Source organism: Paenibacillus doosanensis (assembly GCF_025060755.1).
Taxonomy (GTDB): domain Bacteria; phylum Bacillota; class Bacilli; order Paenibacillales; family NBRC-103111; genus Paenibacillus_S; species Paenibacillus_S doosanensis.
Genome location: NZ_JANYUY010000050.1, coordinates 1 through 18,736, shown reverse-complemented (window position 1 = coordinate 18,736; position 18,736 = coordinate 1). Strand labels below are relative to the sequence as shown.

The 18,736-nt window shown below is 55.6% G+C and carries 19 protein-coding genes, 2 rRNA genes and 1 riboswitch; of the genes, 4 read left to right on the top strand and 17 right to left on the bottom strand.

The genetic code is table 11. The features are described from left to right. Positions 1-113: 113 nt before the first annotated feature. From purS to N0M98_RS26795, 8 genes are all read right to left on the bottom strand, one after another. Positions 114-356 (bottom strand): phosphoribosylformylglycinamidine synthase subunit PurS, encoded by a 243-nt coding sequence (gene purS / locus N0M98_RS26830; RefSeq protein WP_079914022.1) that lies wholly within the window; start codon positions 354-356, stop codon positions 114-116. A 59-nt stretch (positions 357-415) separates the two neighbouring features. Next, positions 416-1,303: a phosphoribosylaminoimidazolesuccinocarboxamide synthase gene (locus N0M98_RS26825; protein ID WP_249860908.1), complete on the bottom strand. Its 888-nt coding sequence runs from the start codon at positions 1,301-1,303 to the stop codon at positions 416-418. 85 nt (positions 1,304-1,388) lie between these two features. Continuing rightward, positions 1,389-2,684, bottom strand: coding sequence for an adenylosuccinate lyase (gene purB, locus N0M98_RS26820; RefSeq protein ID WP_249860907.1), 1,296 nt, complete (start codon positions 2,682-2,684; stop codon positions 1,389-1,391). Positions 2,685-2,724: 40 nt separating this feature from the next. Further along, a complete protein-coding gene (purK, locus tag N0M98_RS26815) occupies positions 2,725-3,909 on the bottom strand; it encodes a 5-(carboxyamino)imidazole ribonucleotide synthase (RefSeq protein ID WP_249860906.1) in 1,185 nt (394 codons plus the stop codon). Beyond that, on the bottom strand, positions 3,906-4,391 hold the full coding sequence (gene purE / locus N0M98_RS26810) for a 5-(carboxyamino)imidazole ribonucleotide mutase (RefSeq protein WP_249860905.1): 486 nt from the start codon (positions 4,389-4,391) through the stop codon (positions 3,906-3,908). The genes purK and purE overlap by 4 nt, the downstream gene beginning before the upstream one ends. Before the next feature lie 178 nt (positions 4,392-4,569). Beyond that, positions 4,570-4,671, bottom strand: a riboswitch (purine riboswitch). A gap of 146 nt (positions 4,672-4,817) precedes the next feature. Further along, positions 4,818-5,480, bottom strand: coding sequence for a DUF6483 family protein (locus N0M98_RS26805; protein WP_249860904.1), 663 nt, complete (start codon positions 5,478-5,480; stop codon positions 4,818-4,820). Further along, entirely contained in the window at positions 5,459-5,764 is a 306-nt protein-coding gene (locus N0M98_RS26800; protein WP_249860903.1) for a hypothetical protein, read from the bottom strand. Before N0M98_RS26800 ends, N0M98_RS26805 begins: the two co-directional genes overlap by 22 nt. A gap of 144 nt (positions 5,765-5,908) precedes the next feature. After that, positions 5,909-7,108, bottom strand: a complete 1,200-nt coding sequence (locus N0M98_RS26795; protein ID WP_249860902.1) for a Gfo/Idh/MocA family protein — start codon at positions 7,106-7,108, stop codon at positions 5,909-5,911. Between the two features lie 258 nt (positions 7,109-7,366). On the opposite strand from N0M98_RS26795, the gene N0M98_RS26790 reads away from it, so the two are divergent. The 4 genes from N0M98_RS26790 (at position 7,367) to N0M98_RS26775 (ending at position 10,437) form a co-directional block, all read left to right on the top strand. Continuing rightward, positions 7,367-8,209: a MurR/RpiR family transcriptional regulator gene (locus tag N0M98_RS26790; protein ID WP_249860901.1), complete on the top strand. Its 843-nt coding sequence runs from the start codon at positions 7,367-7,369 to the stop codon at positions 8,207-8,209. A gap of 20 nt (positions 8,210-8,229) precedes the next feature. Then, complete coding sequence (gene nagB, locus N0M98_RS26785) at positions 8,230-8,958, top strand: glucosamine-6-phosphate deaminase (protein ID WP_249860900.1); 729 nt, start codon at positions 8,230-8,232, stop codon at positions 8,956-8,958. After that, positions 8,955-10,139, top strand: coding sequence for an N-acetylglucosamine-6-phosphate deacetylase (nagA, locus tag N0M98_RS26780; protein ID WP_259619666.1), 1,185 nt, complete (start codon positions 8,955-8,957; stop codon positions 10,137-10,139). The genes nagB and nagA overlap by 4 nt, the downstream gene beginning before the upstream one ends. Before the next feature lie 130 nt (positions 10,140-10,269). Continuing rightward, positions 10,270-10,437: a hypothetical protein gene (locus N0M98_RS26775; protein WP_259619665.1), complete on the top strand. Its 168-nt coding sequence runs from the start codon at positions 10,270-10,272 to the stop codon at positions 10,435-10,437. 70 nt (positions 10,438-10,507) lie between these two features. On the opposite strand, the gene murQ is transcribed toward N0M98_RS26775, so the two are convergent. From murQ to N0M98_RS26730, 9 genes are all read right to left on the bottom strand, one after another. Beyond that, positions 10,508-11,422, bottom strand: a complete 915-nt coding sequence (gene murQ, locus N0M98_RS26770) for an N-acetylmuramic acid 6-phosphate etherase (protein ID WP_259619664.1) — start codon at positions 11,420-11,422, stop codon at positions 10,508-10,510. Beyond that, positions 11,423-12,454, bottom strand: a complete 1,032-nt coding sequence (locus N0M98_RS26765) for an N-acetylglucosamine kinase (protein ID WP_259619663.1) — start codon at positions 12,452-12,454, stop codon at positions 11,423-11,425. A gap of 111 nt (positions 12,455-12,565) precedes the next feature. Beyond that, a complete protein-coding gene (locus tag N0M98_RS26760) occupies positions 12,566-13,390 on the bottom strand; it encodes a carbohydrate ABC transporter permease (protein WP_249860895.1) in 825 nt (274 codons plus the stop codon). Positions 13,391-13,403: 13 nt separating this feature from the next. Beyond that, positions 13,404-14,357: a carbohydrate ABC transporter permease gene (locus N0M98_RS26755; protein ID WP_249860894.1), complete on the bottom strand. Its 954-nt coding sequence runs from the start codon at positions 14,355-14,357 to the stop codon at positions 13,404-13,406. 30 nt (positions 14,358-14,387) lie between these two features. After that, the gene (locus N0M98_RS26750; protein WP_249860893.1) at positions 14,388-15,692 is read right to left on the bottom strand and encodes an ABC transporter substrate-binding protein; all 1,305 of its coding nucleotides are present in this window, start codon (positions 15,690-15,692) and stop codon (positions 14,388-14,390) included. A gap of 57 nt (positions 15,693-15,749) precedes the next feature. Beyond that, positions 15,750-16,775 carry a serine hydrolase domain-containing protein gene (locus N0M98_RS26745; protein ID WP_259619662.1) on the bottom strand — a complete coding sequence of 342 codons (1,026 nt, stop codon included), beginning with the start codon at positions 16,773-16,775 and terminating at the stop codon, positions 15,750-15,752. Beyond that, complete coding sequence (locus N0M98_RS26740) at positions 16,768-17,628, bottom strand: MurR/RpiR family transcriptional regulator (protein ID WP_249860891.1); 861 nt, start codon at positions 17,626-17,628, stop codon at positions 16,768-16,770. Before N0M98_RS26740 ends, N0M98_RS26745 begins: the two co-directional genes overlap by 8 nt. Before the next feature lie 660 nt (positions 17,629-18,288). Next, positions 18,289-18,405, bottom strand: a 5S ribosomal RNA gene (rrf, locus tag N0M98_RS26735). Positions 18,406-18,559: 154 nt separating this feature from the next. Next, positions 18,560-18,736, bottom strand: a 23S ribosomal RNA gene (locus N0M98_RS26730); the annotation flags it as partial.

Here is an 18,736-nt window from a genome sequence, read left to right as displayed (position 1 = left end):
GGGTCGATGTCTGTCTAATGCCGTTTGAATGGGGACGACAGGTCCTCCGGGCGTCAAATCCGGCTTGTATTTCAACGTTATCGGGTTGTATAGGTTCTTTTTTAACGGAATGCTTAGACCAGCTCGTAACGGTAATCTTCAATAACGGTATTGGCCAGCAGCTTTTCGCACATCGCTTTGACGCGTTCTTCCGCTACGGCGCGGTCGCTTGTCCCAAGCTCCAGCTCCAAATATTTGCCCACGCGAACTTTGCCGACTTCATCGAAACCCATCGAATGCAGAGCGCCTTGGACGGCCACCCCTTGCGGATCGAGTACGCTTTGCTTAATCGTTACATAGACGGTTGCTTTTAACATGAGATTAAATCCTCCTTGAGGGTGGTTGAATAAACGCTGCATGTATCGTTGAAATCCATTTAGGCCTTTACCAAACGGTCGTAAATCGCTCTGTAGCGGCGGGAAGTTTCCTCCACCACTTCGGCCGGCAACGGCGCCGGCTCGCTGTTCTTATCCCAATCGGTGCCGGCGAGGTACGTCCGGACCGGTTCTTTGTCCATGCTGTCGATCTCAATGTCGTAAGCGAAGTTTTCCTTCGCCCAGAAGCGCGATGAATCGGGGGTGAAAATTTCGTCGATCAAAATGATTTCCCCGTCGATAAGACCAAATTCAAATTTCGTATCGGCCAAAATAATGCCGCGCTCCTCGCAGAAGCTGCGGGCGAATTCATACAGCATAATGCTCTTCGCTTCCAGCTGCTCGGTCAGCTCGGCGCCGACCAGCTCCTTCATGCGCTCGATCGATATGTCCTCGTCGTGGCCTACGTCGTTCTTTGCGGCAGGAGTGAAGATCGGCTGAGGAAACCGCTCGTTTTTGCGCATGCCTTCCGGCAGCTTATGACCGTTGATCATCCCCGTCTTCTCGTATTGGCGCCAGCCCCCGCCGGTAATGTAGCCGCGTACGACGCATTCGATGTCGATCCGCTCCGCCTTCTTCGTAACCATGAAGCGGTCCTTCATCACTTCGCGGTCGGTAATGATGTCGCCCAAGCGCTCGACGTCGCCGTGAACCAGATGGTTCGGCATCATATGCTTCGTCTGCTCGAACCAGAATTTGCTCAAGCTGTTGAGCACGTTGCCTTTATCGGGAACCGCGGGAGAGAGCACCCAGTCGAAAGCGGAGATGCGGTCGGTGACCGCGATCAGGTAATGTTCCCCCAAGTCGTACAACTCGCGCACTTTGCCTTTGTACAGCAGCGGCGCTTTGACATATTGTTCGGCGCTGGAAATTGCCTTCGTTGAGACCATGAGCGGGCGATCCTCCTCGTAATGTTCGAAATGTTCTTCATCTTTCTTTCATGCTTCCTGCTTCACGACATGAAATTTTTATATGCTAAACTAATCCCAAACGTTTGAAAATCGTATCCACATGCTTCAAATGCCAGCTAGGATTGAAGCAATCCTCGATGTCTTCGAGGCTAAGCTGCTCGCGAATGGCCGGTGTGTTCTCCACGATCTCGCGGAACGAACGCTGCTCTTCCCAAGCCTGCATCGCTCTTGGCTGCACGGTGTCGTACGCCTGCTCGCGGCTGAAGCCTTTGTCGATCAGCTTCGTCATCACGCGGCCGGAAAACGGAACGCCGTACGTGCTCTGCATATTGCGCTTCATGTTCTCTGGGAATACGGTCAAGTTTTTCACGATATTGCCGAAACGGTTCAGCATGTAGTTGAGCAGTGTCGTCGCATCCGGCAAAATAATCCGTTCGACGGAGGAGTGCGAAATATCGCGCTCATGCCACAGCGTCACGTTCTCGTAAGCCGAGATCATATGGCCGCGGATAACGCGGGAGAGGCCGGAGATGCTTTCGCAGCCGATCGGATTGCGCTTGTGCGGCATCGCGGACGAGCCTTTTTGCCCTTTGGCGAACGGCTCCTCGACTTCGCGGAACTCGCTCTTTTGCAAGGCGCGGATTTCGGTCGCAAATTTATCGAGCGATGTCGCGATCAGCGCCAGCGTCGCCATATATTCGGCATGACGGTCGCGCTGCAGCGTCTGAGTGGAGATCGGGGCCGGATTCGTGCCGAGCTTGTCGCACACATATTTTTCGACGAACGGATCGATGTTCGCGTACGTGCCTACCGCGCCGGAAATTTTACCGTATTGCACGCCGTCAGCGGCGAAGCGGAAGCGCTCCAGATTCCGTTTCATTTCTTCGTACCACAGCGCCATTTTCAAACCGAAGGTCGTCGGCTCGGCATGAACGCCGTGCGTGCGGCCCATCATCGCCGTATCTTTATATTGAATCGCTTTGTTTTTCAAAATGTCGATGAAATTAATGATGTCCTGTTCCAAAATTTCATTGGCCTGCTTCAGCAGATAACCGAGCGCCGTATCGACGACGTCGGTGGAAGTGAGCCCGTAATGAACCCATTTGCGCTCCGGTCCTACCTTCTCCGATACAGCGCGGGTAAAGGCGATGACGTCATGGCGGGTCTCCTGTTCGATTTCATAAATCCGGTCGATGTCGAAGTCCGCATTTTTGCGCAGCTCCTTCACATCCTCTTTCGGAATGATGCCAAGCTCAGCCCATGCTTCACAGGAGAGCAGCTCCACTTCAAGCCAGGCCCTGAATTTGTTTTCCTCCGTCCAAATCCGCGCCATTTCCGGTCTCGTGTAACGATCGATCATTGTAAAATCCTCCGCTTCTGTATAATAAACGTTTCAATCCTTATTGATTAGTTTTCCATATGTTTGAAGCCTCTATCCACTGCAGCGCGGCTTCCGGAGCGTCGGCCAGCACATTGACATGCCCCATCTTGCGGTTATGCTTGGCCTCCTGCTTGCCGTACAAATGCACCTTCGCCGTCACGCCCGGCTGCCTCTCGGACTCGGGATCTGCAATCCAGTCCAGCAGCGGTTCTACATGCTGGCCGAGCACATTGACCATAACGACCGGCGTCAGCAGCTTCGTCGAACCGAGCGGCAGATTGCATATCGCCCGTACATGCTGCTCGAACTGCGACGTCTGGCAAGCTTCCATCGTGTAATGCCCCGAATTGTGGGGACGCGGCGCGAGCTCGTTGACGAACAGCTGTCCGTCCCGGGTCAGGAACATTTCTACGGCGATCAGACCGATGACGTCCAACGCTTCGGCGATGCGCATCGCCAGCCGTTCGGCCTCCTGCTGGATGCTCTCGCTCGTTCTTGCCGGCACAATGGATAAATGCAATATATTGTTAATATGAATATTCTCCGCTGCCGGGAACGCCTTCACTTCTCCGCGCGGGCTTCTTGCCGCAATGACGGACAGCTCCTTCTCGAAGCGGATAAATTGCTCCAGCACGAGCTCCGTCTTGGCGCGGCTCAGCGTGTCGTACGCCTCTTCTACCTCGTCCAGCGAGCGGATCACCCATTGGCCCTTGCCGTCGTAACCGCCCGTCGCCGTCTTCAGCACGCAGGGCGTACCGAATTGAACGACCGCCTCCCGCAATTGCTCGGCACTTGCGATCTCCGCGTACGGCGCAACCTGCACGCCGGCGGCTTCAATCGCCCGCTTCTCGCGCAGCCGATGCTGAGTCGTATAGAGGAGCTTGCTGCCCTGCGGCACGTAGGATTGCCGCATAAGCAGCTCCGTCACGTCCGCATCCACATTCTCGAATTCGTAAGTGATGACGTCCGACTGCTCGGCAAGCGACTGTGCCGCCTTGGCATCATCATAAGAAGCGACGATCTGACGGTCGGCGACCTGCCCGCAAGGGGCGTCGGGAGTAGGGTCCAGCGTCACGAAGCGATAGCCCATCGCACGGCCGGACAGCGCCAGCATCCGTCCTAGCTGCCCGCCTCCGAGCACGCCGATCGTGCCGCCGGGACGAATGACGCGGCTGCCGTCACGGTTGTTGCCCGCCGCGCTCATTCCAGCACGCTGCTTTCTATCACCGATTGGCGAATCCGCTCGCGGCGGTCGCGAACCTTGCTCTGCAGCTGCGGATCGAACGCGCCCAGGATTTGGGCGGCCAAGAGCCCCGCATTGGTAGCCCCGGCGTGGCCGATCGCCACCGTAGCCACCGGAATGCCACCGGGCATCTGCACGATCGACAGCAGCGAGTCCATTCCGTTCAGCGTCGACGTTTTGACGGGAACGCCAATAACCGGCAGTTCCGTCTTGGCGGCGACCATGCCGGGCAGATGAGCGGCGCCCCCCGCTCCCGCTATAATAACCTTCAATCCGCGCTCCGCGGCGGATGCCGCATACTCGAACATCAAATCCGGCGTGCGGTGAGCCGATACGACCTGTTTCTCATAAGGCACTCCGAGCTCTTCCAGCATGTCGCAGGCATGCTTCATGGTTTCCCAATCGGACTTGCTTCCCATGATGACTCCAACAAGAACAGACATTTCAAACCTCCGTCATATGCGCTTTTTTCTTACCGTCCATGAACCCTGCTGTCTTATGAATTTCTTACAGCCGCCTGAAAATATAAAACGCCCGGCAGATAGCGCAGGTAGGCGGTCTATCGGCAGGACGACGAGTACGGTTCCAGCGCAAGCTAAGGCCAAGCACCCCTGTGCCGACCTTTCGTGCGGGCTTACTCGTAGTCCAAAAATTTACGGTCTTTGGGTAGATACTTCCGGGCCATATCCCCGACATTATACGAGAAAATTTGACATTTTTCAGCTTTAACTCACGTTCTGATAACATGTTTAGTTTACCAGCCGTGGAAGGCCGATGTCAATAAAAAAAGGCGAACATTATGTGAAAATAGAGTAAAAAGGTTCGCATTTCAAATAACAAATCCCGTACATTGCCGCCGTAAAAGCTTGTTATCGTTTCATTTTAACGAGTAAAGCGTAACTATCCCTGATTTCTTCTTCGCTTAAGTTCCCCGCTTCCAGCTCGCTTGGCTCAAGCTTCTGCCAACGCTCGTACATCTCAAGGCCCCGCTCCACGATAGCGGCGTTTCCCGGATCATCTTCCAGCATGAAAAACAGCGAATCCTCCGCTTTGGACAGCTGGCCCGCCGCTTCGTAGTAATCGATAAGCAGCTCCGACAACCGCCCGGTTTTTCTGACCTGGCTCACTAGAGGGAGCAGCGCCTCGACGCGTTCCCCGATATCCTCCGTCAGCTCGCGCGACTCCTGCATCCAGCGCATTTCGAGCAAAAGCTCCAGCGCCTTCAAATAAATGCCCCGCCCTTCGGGTTCATCCCCCGCTTCCGCCAGCAGTTCGCCCTCGGCCTTCAGCATATCGCTTAAGAGCAAACCCTTGCCTGCGTCAAAATAGCCGTTCGTCGTCAGCAGCGCGATGACATCTTTGGCGGACAGCGCCCGCACCATCTTGGAGTTCAGGCCGAGCAGCTGCTTCATCGCCTGCGTCAGCAGCTCCATAGCCTCTTGAAACCGCCGCTGCTGCCGCTGGAACATCACTTGTCCCAATGTCACAGTAAACTGTTCGATCATTCTTACTAAATAATCTCTACGGTACAAGGTCGATCCTCCTTCCTCCAGCATCCGGGCTTCTTCCGCCCGGAAGACAAGGACGGCCTGCAGGCTCCAATGCCGGCAGATGCGCAGCATCCGCAATCAAGGCACAGCCCGGCGTCCGCCTCGGCTTCTTCTTCTCCATTGTACAGCATCGGCGCATCGTTGGAAAAGAACGGCTGCGCGCGGTGCGATTCCCAAGCCAAATAACCCCGCGCATAGCGGGGGCTAAACAGCAGACTGTCTTCTACCTCGATAATCCTCTCTTCCATCCGGCACTCGTATTCCATGTAAAAAACCGCCAAACCTGCCTATTCAGCATGGTCCAGCGGTTATTTCCGAACGATCGCTCCCGCTTGCTTCGCGGCGCTTCGTTCTATAATATATCATCGTTCCCGAACCGTAACATAGCCACTGACGCCTCGAGCTATCCTTTACCCGGTGTAAGCTTCATAGCCCGCCATCCGGACGATATCTCCTTTCGCCGCCCATTCGAATCCCAAATCCGAGGGCAGCGCCCAGCGGTGGTAGCTGTCCAGCAGCGCTTCCCTCAAGCCGTCCACCCAGAACGAACGCACTTCCTCGTCCCTGCGCACCAGCCCGGCGGGAAATTCCTTCACCTTCGGCATCGACTCCAGCATCCCGTTCATGCATAGCACTTGGGCATAGGCGGCTTCCAGCCCGCAGGGGATGTCCGTGCCGCCCACGGCTGCGGCTTCTATGCAGGTGAGCAGCTTGGTCGATTGTTGCGGCTCATAGCCTTTGACCGTTCCATCGTGAAAGACGGCGTCGATCCGGTCCGCATGCTGACCTGACGTATACGTGATCGTCGCTTTGTCAAATTCAAAGCAAAACGAAGGGCCGAAATTGTCCTGCACCGCATGAGTAGCGTAAAAGTACAGCTCCACCCCGTCCTCTCCGATCGCCTTCACGGCGCACGTATCGAAATTCTCTATAGGGTTGACCCGGTACAGCTCGGCCTCGACGCTGTCGGGCATTAGACTGGCATCCGTCCGAGCGCCAAGGACATAGAACATATTATGCAAATAATGGGACGTTGCGTTATGCGCTACGCTATCGAGAATCCATTCGCCCTTGTCGCTTTTTCTCCGGCCTTTCCATCCGCTCGAGAAATAATCGTCCGTCCGTCTCCAGAGCACGATGGATTTCAGCCGTTTCGGCTTGCCAAACAGTCCGGATGCGATATCCCGCTTCAGCTGCTGGATCTGTGCGGTATACGACAAGTTGTAGCCGATCGCCACGAATTTGCCGGCCCGGTCGCGCGCCTCCATCATCCGGCGCACCTCTTGTATCGTTGCCGCAATCGGCTTCTCGCACAGTACATGGCTTCCGTTAGCAAGGGCGAGGCAGGTCTGCTCGCAATGAAACTGAATCGGCGTCGAAATAACGGCAAGATCGGCTTTCTTCTCCGCATAAAAGCTCTCCATCGACGGGTAAAACGGAATGTTCATACTTTTCAGCATTTCATAATGGTTGCTTCGTTCCGGGTGGATATCGACGATTCCGGCAATGACCGCTTCGGCCAGATCAGGCTCGTTCAGCAGTTGTTTCACATACGTACTTCCATAGCCTCCGATTCCGACTAATAAAAGAGACACTTGATTTCCGCTCATGATTCATTCACCTCGGTTTACAAGTTCGCTATTCCATTGCAGCTTCATTCTACACCTGCCTTAAAGGGGCGTCTTATTAAGAATGGAATTATATTCTCACTTTTGGAACCGCTATCTTGAAAATCGGCGGGAAGCATATTGCTATCGGACAATAATTTCGCTATAGTAGAAATGTAAAAGTTTTTCTTCATAGTTTATTGTTTTTGAAAATTATTTTCTAATCTATGCAATTCTAAATACGGTAAACGAGGAATCAAAATGCCCGGTATACTAACCGCCATACAGGAACAAATGGATACGATGAACCGCAAGGAAAAAGAGATCGCCGCCTATGTGCTCGCCCATGCGCAGAATATCGTCCATATGGGGATTACGGAGCTCTCCCAGCAGTCAGGCGGCAGCACGGCTACGATCTCCCGGTTCTGCAAGCAGTTTCACTTCTCCGGCTTCACCGAATTCAAGCTGAAGCTGGCGGCCGAGCTGGCGCTGGAGCCCGCCGCGCAGTCGTATCAGGATATCGTCGCAGGCAATCCGCTGCCGAGCATCGTATCGGCGATGGAGGCGAACCACGTTCGCTCCATTACGGACACGACGCGAATGCTCGATATGAAGCAGCTGCACAAGGCGATCGAAGCGCTCAAGTCGGCGCGCCAGATCGATCTGTACGGCGTCGCCACCTCCGGGCTCGTAGCCCAGGACTTTTACCAGAAGCTCGTGCGCATCGGCAAGCGTGCCGTCACGTTCTCCGACCCGCATATGCAGGTGACCTCCGCGTCGAATTTGACCGATCGGGACGTCGCCATCGGCATCTCCTATTCGGGCGAAACGGCGGAGACGATCGCCGCGTTGAAATGCGCCGCCGAGAACGGGGCGACCACGATTTCGCTGACGAAGTTCGGCGCGAACACATTGACTTCGCTGGCCTCCATCTCCTTGTTCACCTCGACGCTGGAGGAAGGGATGCGCCGCGGCGACATGGCCTCCCGGATCGCGCAGCTGCATGTGATCGATATTTTGTTCGTCGGCCTGGTCAGCGAACAGTTCGACGACCTCGTTCCGCGGCTCGAAAATTCGTTTCAAATGGTCAAAAAATACCGTTAGCCATAAGGAGCAGATCTTCCATGAATCTATTGACATTCGATTCCCATGACAAACTGCATGAATCCGGGGCGGGCATCATTACCGGCCTGGTGCAAACCAATCCCCGCGCCGTGCTCGGGCTCGCCACCGGAGGAACGCCCGTCGGGCTCTATGAGGAGATCGTCAAGAGCTACCGCCGCGGCGTCGTCAGCTTCCGCGAAGCGACTACATTTAACCTCGACGAATACGTCGGGCTTCCCGAGGATCATCCAGAGAGCTACCGCAGTTACATGAACGCCCATTTGTTTCACCATATCGACCTGCCGCGCGGCCGGGCGCATATTCCCGACGGCAACGCGGCCGATCCGGCAGCCGAATGCTTGCGCTACGACGAGCTGATCGCCGAAGCGAAGCAGATCGACCTGCAGCTGCTGGGGCTCGGCCACAACGGCCATATCGGCTTCAATGAGCCGGATCATGCGCTGAACAGCGGCACTCATATCGTGAAGCTGCGCGAAGAGACGAGACGCGCGAACGCCCGCTTCTTCGATTCGATGGATCAAGTGCCTACCCATGCGCTGACGATGGGCGTAGGTACGATCCTCAAGGCGAAGATGATACTGCTAGTGGTCAAAGGCGCCGATAAGGCGGAAATCGTCCATCGCGCCCTGACCGGACCGATTACGACCGATTGCCCGGCTTCGCTATTGCAAACTCATCCGCATTTGGTCGTATTACTAGATTCCGAAGCTGGGAGGCTGTTTCAATGAACAACGTACAAGATACTTACTTATATAATGTGAAGATCGTAACGCCGGAGTCGACGATCCAAAACGGCTGGATTCTGCTTACCGAAGGACGCATCTCGGCCATGGGTCAAGATACGGGAAGCGTCGAGCATGCCCGTACGCTGTCGCCAAGCTGTGACTTGATCGACGGCCAAGGCGGCTGGGTAATCCCCGGCTTTATCGACATTCACGTCCACGGCGGCTACGGCTACGACTTCATGGACGCCGACGCGGCCGAGCTGGACGCGATCGCCCGCTTCCACGGACAGCATGGAACGACCGGCATGCTGGCTACGACCGTCACCGCGCCCAAAGCCGATCTCGACCGGGTGCTGGAACGCGTTCAAGCTTACCGCGAATCGGGCATGGCCTACGCGCAGCTGTTAGGCGTCCATCTTGAAGGGCCTTACATCAGCGCCAAATGGCCCGGCGCGCAAAACCCGCAGCATATCGTGCCGCCTCAGCCGGCATGGCTTGACGATTGGACGCGGCGCTTTCCGGGACTCATCCGGATGCAGACGCTGGCGCCGGAAACCGAAGGCGCGCTGGAGTACATCGAGGCGCTTTGCGCACACGGCATCGTGGCTGCGCTCGGCCATACCGACGCCACGTTCGATCAAGTTCAGCTCGCGGTGCGGCACGGGCTGAGCCACGCGGTGCATACGTTCAACGCGATGACCCGTCTGCATCATCGCGAGCCCGGCACCGTCGGCGCGGTGCTGACGAATCCCGCCATCATGGCGGAAGTGATCGCCGACGGCCATCACGTGCATCCCGCGTGCATCGGCCTGCTCGCGCAGCTGAAAGGCCCCGACAACATGGTGCTGATCACCGATGCGATGTCGGCCGCCGGCCTCGGGAACGGCGAGTACAAGCTCGGCGACCTCGACGTTGTCGTAAAAGACGGCGTAGCGCGGCTCAAGGAGGGCGACAGCCTGGCGGGCAGCACGCTCACCATGATCGATGCCTTCCGCTATGCCGTGCTGAACGCCGGCATCAGCGTCGAGCACGCGAGCCGGATGGCCAGTGCCACTCCGGCCCGCAGGCTCGGCATCGAGCAGGCGACCGGCTCGCTTGCGCCCGGCAAGCAGGCCGACGTGCTGCTGCTGAACGCGCAGCTGGAGCTGGAGCGCGTCTGGGTGCAAGGACTCGCGATCCGATAACTCGTCGCGCAATGAAATGTAAAAACCGACTTCCAGAACTGGAGGTCGGTTTTGTTTTGCCGGTGTCATCCCGCAAGCGAGCGTCGCCACACGCATTATTCAAAATATTGGCGGAGCCTTTGGTTCTGCCGTGCTGGCAACGGTTGCAGCCAGTCAGATGAATCAAGCCGTGCCCAACCTCGCTCATCTGGCTTCCTCTTATCAAACCGGCTTTCTTGTCGCCAGCGTGTTGACGGTAACTATGGTAATTCCCGCCTTGTTCTTAACGAATAAAGCAAAGGCACGAGCCAATATGTAGATGGGGAGCCCCCGGATATCCACAGGAAATTGCTGCGCATCATTTCCTAAACAACCAAAAAGCCCGGCGCTTAAGCCAGGCTTTGCTTCTCCAGTTTCGCCACCGCATCGCCGAAATGCTCGCGGCACTGCCGCAGCGCTTCCGAAGCTTCCTCGCGGGTAATGCCGAAGCGCAGCATCAAGATTGCTACTCTGGCATCGCCTTCCGCCGCCTGCACATAAGCGGACGCCGTCTCCGTCTCCGCTCCGGTCGCTTCGCTCACGATCCGCACGACGCGCTCGCGCAGCTTCTGATTGGTCGCCTGAACGTTGACCATCAAATTTCCGTACACTTTGCCGAGCTTGATCATCGCCGTCGTCGTAATCATATTCAGCACCATCTTCGTCGCCGTACCCGCCTTCAGCCGCGTGGACCCCGTCACGACCTCGGGTCCAACGGACACTTCCACCGCATACTGCGCCGCCTCGCTCAGCTTCGCTCCGTCGTTGCACGCGACGCTTGCCGTCAGCGCCCCGAGCTCGCGCGCTTTGCGGATCGCGCCGATCACGTACGGCGTACTGCCGCTGGCGGCAATGCCGACGACGGCGTCATTCGCCGTCACCTGCGCCTCGATCTCCCGCGCCCCCGCCTCCTCGTCGTCCTCGGCGTTCTCGATCGCCGTCGTCAGCGCCGCTTCTCCGCCGGCGATCAGGCCGGTGACGAGCTTCCGGTCGACGCCGAACGTCGGCGGGCATTCCGAAGCATCCAGCACGCCGAGCCGTCCGCTGGTGCCCGCCCCGATATAGAACAGCCTCCCGCCGCGGCTCATCACCTGCACGATCGCTTCGATCATCGCCGCGATTTGCGGCAGCGCCTGCTGTACGGCGGCAGCTACCGTATGGTCTTCTTCGTTCATAAGCCGGATAATCTCCAGAACATCCAGGCGGTCAAGCTCTGCCGATTTCGCATTTCGTTGTTCCGTCACAGGCTGAAAGATGTTGTCCAACTAGACTTCCCTCCCTGTCTCCCAAGCGGAAATTCGCTGCCGAATCGCCTCCGTCATCTCCACCCCCGCTTGCTTTAGAGCCAGCACATAACAGCCGGCAACCGGAGGCACGCTTAGCCTTCTGGGCTTTAGTCCGCTGGCCCGCACAAGCTCATGCTCCGTCAAGGCGTTCATAAACCCGTCGTCCGCGAATAAGCCTCCGCTAAGCACCAACGGCAGCTCCGATAGATCTCTATCCGGCTGCAGCGCAGCCAGCCGCGATCGGACCGTTACTGCCAGCTCGGCCAGCTCGTCGATGCCGCGGGCGACGATTTGTCCGGCCGCCTCGTCGCCTTCCCAGGCGGCGGCCAGCGTGAGCCTGGCCAATTCGGCTATCGCCGTACGGACATTAGGCTGGCTGTACACATACGTGATAATCCGGTTCGGGTCCGCGAGCGACCACCGCTTCAGCACATCGTCGGTTAACCGCGTTCGCCCGCCCCGGCCGTCATGCTGACGCATCACGGCGATCAGAGCCTGTCTGCCCATGTCATATCCGCTGCCTTCGTCGCCGAGCAAATAACCCCAGCCGCCGGCGCGCACCCAAGTATCCGTCTCCGGCAAAAAGCCGTAAGCAATCGATCCGGTTCCCGAGATGAGCACGATGCCCGCCTCGCCCCAAGTGCCCGCCGCCAGCACCGTTACCGCGTCGTTATGGATCGTCACGGGCGTCCCTTCCGGCAGCAGCTCCTTCATATACGCGTAGAGCGGCTCCTTATCCTCCGGCCGGTCGGCTCCGGCCAAGCCGAGAAATGCGCCTGCGAGGTCGCTCATCTCGCTTTGCGACAGCTCCATCGCCTGCGAGATAAGCTCCGCCAAAACCCGCTTGACCTCTTCCCACGGCCTTGATTTCATATTGCTGGATTCTCCGTGGCACACAGCCAGTACCGCTCCGCTTTCATCTCCGATGACACATGAGGTTTTCGTGCCGCCGCCGTCGATGCCGATAAATCGCCTGCTCCTAGTCTGATCCTTTGTGTTCTCTAACGGCATGCCGCCCGCTCTCCCCTCGCCTAAACGCAATCTTTTCCCGGTTCCCCGGCGCTTTTTCATATCTCGAAAACGTTATTTGTCTATATTACTAGCTCCCGAACACTTGACCGGTTATTTTACGGCCCCGGCCGTCATCCCTTCCATGAACTGCCTGGAAGCGACGGCGAACAAAATCATCATCGGCAGTGAGGACAACGTCAGTCCCGCGAACAGCACGCTCCAATCGGTGGAATACTCGCTGAACAAGGTGAGCATGCCGACCGGAATCGTCTTTTTTTCCTCCTCCTGAACGAAAATCAGCGGGAAAAAGAAATCGTTCCAAACCGTAATGAAATTCATAATCATCACCGTGCCCAGCGCCGGTCTCATCAGCGGCACGATAATGTTCAGCAGCACTTTCATATTCGAGCAGCCGTCGATGCGCCCCGCTTCTTCCAGCTCCTTTGGGAGCGTCCGGAAAAATCCGGTCAAAATAAGCACCGACAGCGGAATCCCGATCGCCGTATAGACGAGCACAAGCGAGGTGATCGTATTAAGCAGCTGCATCTGCTTCATCAGCATAAAGAGCGGCACAATCCCCAGCTTGATCGGAATCATCATCCCTATCAGGAAAAAGAAAAACAGGGCCGCATTCCACTTGAAGTGAAACCGGGCAATATAAAACGACGCCAGCGACCCGAAAATCAGCACCAACGCGACCGAAATGACGCTCACCGCCGCGCTGTTCCAGAAGTAGTCGAAATAAGGCACTTGATCCAGCAGCTTTCTGTAAGCATCCAGGCTCCACGATTCGGGCAAAGCCATCGGACTTTTGAAAATCTCGATGTTCGTCTTCAGCGAGGACAGCAGCATCAGGAAGATCGGGTACAAGCTGACGAGGGCGAACAAGGAGGCGACGGCATACTGGCCGATACGGATTCCGGCAGATTCTCTCATGAGCGCAATCCCCCTACTCCATGTCTCTTTGCTTCATCACGGCCATAAACGCCGCCGACAGCACCGCGATAATAAAGAACAGCGTCACCGCCAGCGACGAACCAAGACCGATAGCCACTCCGTCGCCGCTTGAACCGCCGAAGGCCGTACGGTAAAAGAACACCGCCAGCGTATCCGTCGAATGGTAAGGCTCTCCTTGCGAGCCCTGCATCGCGTAGATCAGCTCGAACGCTTCGAAGGCGTGAACGAACGTGAACACCGTAATAATCACGATAGATTGCATCATCATCGGCATCACGATCGTGCGAATCATCCGCAGTCCCCTAACGCCGTCCAACCGTGCCGCCTCCAGCACCTCCTGGGAAATCGACTGCAATCCCGCCAAAAAGATAAGCACCGCAAACCCGATCCCGAACCAGCAATTCGCCAATATAATCGCGGTCAGCGCCGTTGCCGGCTCCCCCAGCCACGGCCGCGCCCATGACTCCAGACCGATCTGCTTCAGCACCACATTCACGGCCCCGAAGTTCGGGTTCAGCAGCAGCTTCCACAAAAAACCGACCACGATAACCGACAGCAGCCTCGGCAAAAAGTAAGCCATCTTGAACAGCTCGGCGCCCTTGATCCTGGAGAAAATGATATACGCCAGCGCAAAGGCGATTCCGTTCTGCACCACCATCTCAAGAATAAAATAATACGCATTATGGCCGAGAGCATCCCAAAACCGGGTGTTGAAAGGCTCTTTGGTAAATAGCGTCACGAAGTTGCCGATTCCGATGAACGCGCCTTTTTTCAGCCCCTGCCATTCAAACAGACTATAGCTGAACGCGGCGACAATCGGATACACGATGAACAGCGTATAGACGGCGAGGGCCGGAATCGGAAACAGATGAATAAACCCTTTACTCCAATGGAACGGTTTCTGTTTATGCCGGGCTGCTTGCGGTTGAACATTCGTCCCTGCCATAAGACTCGCCGCCTTTTCCCCGATATTGACCTAGTTGGCCGCCGGCTTGAACCAGGTGTCGACGCTCTTCTGCACTTCTTCCGTCACCTGCTGAGGCGTCTGCTTATTCAGGTACATCCCCTGCATCGACGTTTCCAGAACCGTCTTGGAGGTCGGGTTGCCCGCGCTGAAATGAACGACGAACATATACGGCGTAGCGATGCTGTTGGCGTATTCGGATATTTTCGTGACGATCGGATCGCTTGCCTGCACACCGGGAATCGTGCTCGGCTTCATCAGCTCGTTGGCTACCAGATTGCCGAACTCCTTGGTCGTCATAAACTCGATGAATTTCATCGCTTCCGCTTTATTCTTGGACGCTTTGTTTACGGAGAACGAGCCGTCGACCCAAGTCGTTACCGACGCTTTGCCGCCGTTAGGAGCCGGAACCGGGAACACATCCATCTCCAGCGCAGGGTTCATTTTCTTCATCACCGCAATTTCCCAGTCGCCCATGACCATCATGCCCGCCTGCTCCGTTACGAACAGATTGCGCATGTCGTCCATCGACAATCCCACATAATTGTCAGGGAAATACTTGGTGAGACCCTGCATCATGTCAATGGAACTGAGGAACGCCGGGTCCTTGAAGTTCGTTTGGCCGGAAGTCACCTTCTTCACGAAATCCGTTCCGCCGTAAAATCCGGGCCCAAGCGCGCCATGCGTCAGAGATAGTATCCAGCCCTCCTTCGATCCGAAAGCGAACGGAGTCACCTTGTTCTGCTTCAGCGTTTCGGCCGCTTTGATCAGATCGTCCCATGTTTTCGGCACTTCGATGTTGAATTTCTGAAACAGCTTCTTGTTGTAAAAAATTTGCGTCGAGCTGAACACCGTAGGAACGCCATACACTTTGCCGTCTTTGCCCGTTGCCGCGGCCAGCGTTTCCTTGGACATCACGCTCAAGCCTTTGAGCGAATCGAGCGGCTCCAGGTATCCCGCATCGGCCAGCGCAATGCCCGCCGCATAAGGGCGCAGCTGAATAATATCCGGACCGCTTCCTGTCTGCAGCGCCGTGTTCAACACCGTATTGTACTCCGTATTTTTCGTCGGGTTGAACGCGATCTCGATGTTCGGATTGTTCTTCTGGAATTCCTTGATGATTTTCTCGTAGGCTTCCTTATCCTCCGTCCTCCAACTGCCCATCGTGAGTTTTACTTTTTGCTGCGAAGAAGCCGCGTTAGGCTGATCCCCTTTGGAATCTTTCGGTGCCGTTGCGGGCGCCGGATCGGATGACGAGCTGCATCCTGCCAGCGATACCGCCAATGCTGCTGCAAGAACCAGAGAAACATGTTTCATTGTAAACATTCCTCCTTAAAATGTTCTTTCTATGCATAGCAAAAAGTAAATCTATATTTAACCTCCAATAATAGAGGAATAAATAGCCTCATGAATAATCGGCCTGAACCTGCGGAGCGGATTTCCTCTGCCGTAATGGACGGCATTGGTCAGAAGCACGACGACCAGCTCATGCTGCGGATCGATCCAGAGGCTTGTGCCCGTGAATCCGGTATGGCCGAAGCTGCCCATTAGCCAACTGCTGCCGCAGCTCGGAACGGACGGCTGGCCGTGCCATATTTCCCAGCCGAGCCCGCGCCCGTGGAACGGAAGGCTCAGACATTCGTCGCGCCAGCGCTTCGAGAGCAATCCGTCTTCTTGGCGGAGCCAGCTTCGCCCGTAAACGGCCAGATCGGACGCCGTCGTAAACAACCCCGCGCTGCCGGTAACTCCGCCCATTCGATACGTCTTCTCGTCATGAACCTCTCCATGGACATAGCCGTCTTTAAACGGTTCCGTGGGCGCTATGCGATGCAGCTCCGAAGCTCCGGGTAGAAACATCGTATCGTTCATGCCGAGCGGAAGATGGATTTCCCGGCGAACGAATTCATTGAGCTTGATCCCCGTTATTCGCTCCACCGTCACCCCGAGCAAAATAAATCCCAGATCGCTGTAAAGCACCCTTGTTCCGGGTTCGTATTCCAGCTCCTGCTCGAAAATTTCTTTCATTACTTCCCGGGGAACGTCCCTGGCCGTATCGTACAAGCTCGCCGCCAGCCCCGATGAATGCTGCAGCAAATGTCTTATCGTCACCTGCGGATGCCGGAATTCCGGAATGTAGCTGCGCAGAGGCTTCTCAAGCTCCAGCTTCCCCTGCTGAACAAGCAGCATTGCGGCCGGCAAGGTCGCCGTCACCTTGGTTAAGGAAGCGGCGTCGAATAACGAATCGAGCGTAAGCGGTTTCCACTCGCTTTGCTCCGACAGCCGGTACCCTCCGAACGCCTTTTGGAAGCGGAATCCGCTTCCTTGGGAAATGTCCAGCACCGCGCCGGGAATTTGCTTCTCTGCGATCCAACGTTCAATCATTTGTACGATATTATCCATGGCGCTTCGACCCGCTAACCGCTTTACGCGTTTTTTCCAGCGCCTGAATGCTCTCTTCGTACGTCCGGCTCGCGATCCCGACATACAGAATATCGATAACATTCAGCTGCGCTATTCGCGACGCCATGGCGCCGCTGCGAATGCTTTGCTCGAGTGAGCTTGTAAACAGACAGATGTCGGCCATCTCTGCCACCGGATTGCTGCCGAACTTCGTCAAGGAAATGATCGTCGCTCCGGTTTGCTTGGCTATTTTCAACGACTGAATCATATTTTCCGTCTGTCCCGAATAAGAAATGCCGAATGCGACGTCTTCTTCCGTCATGTTCGCCGCCAGCGTAGCCTGCGAGTCAAAATCCGGCGCCGCCTCGCACCAGCGGTTAATCCGCGACAGCTTCTGCTTGAAGTCCTGGGCAATGACCGCCGAAGCGCCGACGCCGAAGAAATACACTCGCTTCGCCTTGCTCAGGCAATCTATAGCCCTCTCCACATCCTTCGGGGACAATACCGTTAAAGTATCTTGAATCGAGAGCGTGTTATTATGGGAGATCGATAAAATCAAATCCTGCACCGATCCGTCGATTTGAATCTCTTGATACGAGTTGCTTACAGGATTGGTCGCTTTCGCCAAATCGGCCGCAATACGCAGCTTCAGCTCCTGAAAACCTTTAAGATGAAGCGAACGGGCCAACCTCACTATCGTCGCTTCGCTTACTCCTGCCAGCTCGGCAAGCTTCTGAACCGAGGCGTTGACCACCGTCTCCGGATTTTCCAATATATATTGCGCCACCTTCTGCTCCGTGGGCTTTAGCGATTCCAATGCTTCTTTGATGCCGATAAGACCGCCGTTCAACATAGGGGTATCTCCTTTGGGATCTATTCGTTTTAAAATGCGGTATGGAATAATTATATTACAATTATAAAATAATATTTCCTGATGTAAATACTATTTTGAAACTTTATTTCCTAAAAGTTTTTTGGGGCTGTCCGTCTGCACACCAAAAAAGACCTATGCTTCATAAGCATTTGCCCTAAACCAACGATATACAGTCTTCGCCTCTTACAGCCTTTTATTTCGTCTGCGATCTGAAGGCATTTCTACTTGCTTCCTTCCTATCCGAAGAAACAGCTTCCGGATGGCATTGGCATTGGCCCCTCCTTGTCCAGCCTTCAGCCAAGCTAGCAATAGCGCGCAGCTTCGGTTATTACAGCATATGCAGGACATATAAGACTTATCAAAACAAATCCCCCAAAAGCCATCCATGCCGCTACGCGGCACCACAGACAATGGAAATGGGGTACCAAGAGTAATTTCCAGGGTAGTGACGTGAAGCTCTGAAGCTTATTCCGTCCGCATCCAGCCTAAGTTGGATCGGCGTCTAACCCTTCCTCTGGGATCGTTCTATGGGTAGACTTTACTTTCGGGGGAGACCACGGATTTCCACAGGATATGGCTGCGCATCATTTCCTAAACAATAAAAAAAGCAGCTGATCTGCGTAAGATCAACTGCTTTTTGCTTGGCGACGTTCTACTCTCCCAGAACCCTTCGGTTCAAGTACCATCGACGCTGGAGGGCTTAACGGTCGTGTTCGAGATGGGAACGCGTGGTTCCCCTCCGCCATCATCACCAAACGGTGTAGCTTGTTCAAGGCTTGCGCCTTGAAAACTAGATACGAAACTCGTGCGCGTTGTTGAGCAATGGTTATTTGTTCTTCCCGGTTTGTTTCCGGGCCCCGAGAAAGTATTTGGAATCAGCTTCGAAGCTTCTCTTCACTTTCTTGGGAATTTGGTTAAGCCCTCGACCGATTAGTATTCGTCAGCTCCACACGTTGCCGTGCTTCCACCCCGAACCTATCTACCTCGTCGTCTTCAAGGGGTCTTACTTACTGGGAAATCTCATCTTGAGGGGGGCTTCACGCTTAGATGCTTTCAGCGCTTATCCCGTCCGTACGTAGCTATCCAG

What these genes read in the sequence shown, in the direction of transcription:
- purS (WP_079914022.1), bottom strand. Translation starts at nt 356, where the DNA reads ATGTTAAAAGCAACCGTCTATGTAACGATTAAGCAAAGCGTACTCGAT.
- N0M98_RS26825 (WP_249860908.1), bottom strand. Translation starts at nt 1,303, where the DNA reads ATGGTCTCAACGAAGGCAATTTCCAGCGCCGAACAATATGTCAAAGCG.
- purB (WP_249860907.1), bottom strand. Translation starts at nt 2,684, where the DNA reads ATGATCGATCGTTACACGAGACCGGAAATGGCGCGGATTTGGACGGAG.
- purK (WP_249860906.1), bottom strand. Translation starts at nt 3,909, where the DNA reads ATGAGCGCGGCGGGCAACAACCGTGACGGCAGCCGCGTCATTCGTCCC.
- purE (WP_249860905.1), bottom strand. Translation starts at nt 4,391, where the DNA reads ATGTCTGTTCTTGTTGGAGTCATCATGGGAAGCAAGTCCGATTGGGAA.
- N0M98_RS26800 (WP_249860903.1), bottom strand. Translation starts at nt 5,764, where the DNA reads ATGGAATACGAGTGCCGGATGGAAGAGAGGATTATCGAGGTAGAAGAC.
- N0M98_RS26795 (WP_249860902.1), bottom strand. Translation starts at nt 7,108, where the DNA reads ATGAGCGGAAATCAAGTGTCTCTTTTATTAGTCGGAATCGGAGGCTAT.
- N0M98_RS26790 (WP_249860901.1), top strand. Translation starts at nt 7,367, where the DNA reads ATGCCCGGTATACTAACCGCCATACAGGAACAAATGGATACGATGAAC.
- nagB (WP_249860900.1), top strand. Translation starts at nt 8,230, where the DNA reads ATGAATCTATTGACATTCGATTCCCATGACAAACTGCATGAATCCGGG.
- nagA (WP_259619666.1), top strand. Translation starts at nt 8,955, where the DNA reads ATGAACAACGTACAAGATACTTACTTATATAATGTGAAGATCGTAACG.
- N0M98_RS26765 (WP_259619663.1), bottom strand. Translation starts at nt 12,454, where the DNA reads ATGCCGTTAGAGAACACAAAGGATCAGACTAGGAGCAGGCGATTTATC.
- N0M98_RS26760 (WP_249860895.1), bottom strand. Translation starts at nt 13,390, where the DNA reads ATGAGAGAATCTGCCGGAATCCGTATCGGCCAGTATGCCGTCGCCTCC.
- N0M98_RS26755 (WP_249860894.1), bottom strand. Translation starts at nt 14,357, where the DNA reads ATGGCAGGGACGAATGTTCAACCGCAAGCAGCCCGGCATAAACAGAAA.
- N0M98_RS26750 (WP_249860893.1), bottom strand. Translation starts at nt 15,692, where the DNA reads ATGAAACATGTTTCTCTGGTTCTTGCAGCAGCATTGGCGGTATCGCTG.
- N0M98_RS26745 (WP_259619662.1), bottom strand. Translation starts at nt 16,775, where the DNA reads ATGGATAATATCGTACAAATGATTGAACGTTGGATCGCAGAGAAGCAA.
- N0M98_RS26740 (WP_249860891.1), bottom strand. Translation starts at nt 17,628, where the DNA reads ATGTTGAACGGCGGTCTTATCGGCATCAAAGAAGCATTGGAATCGCTA.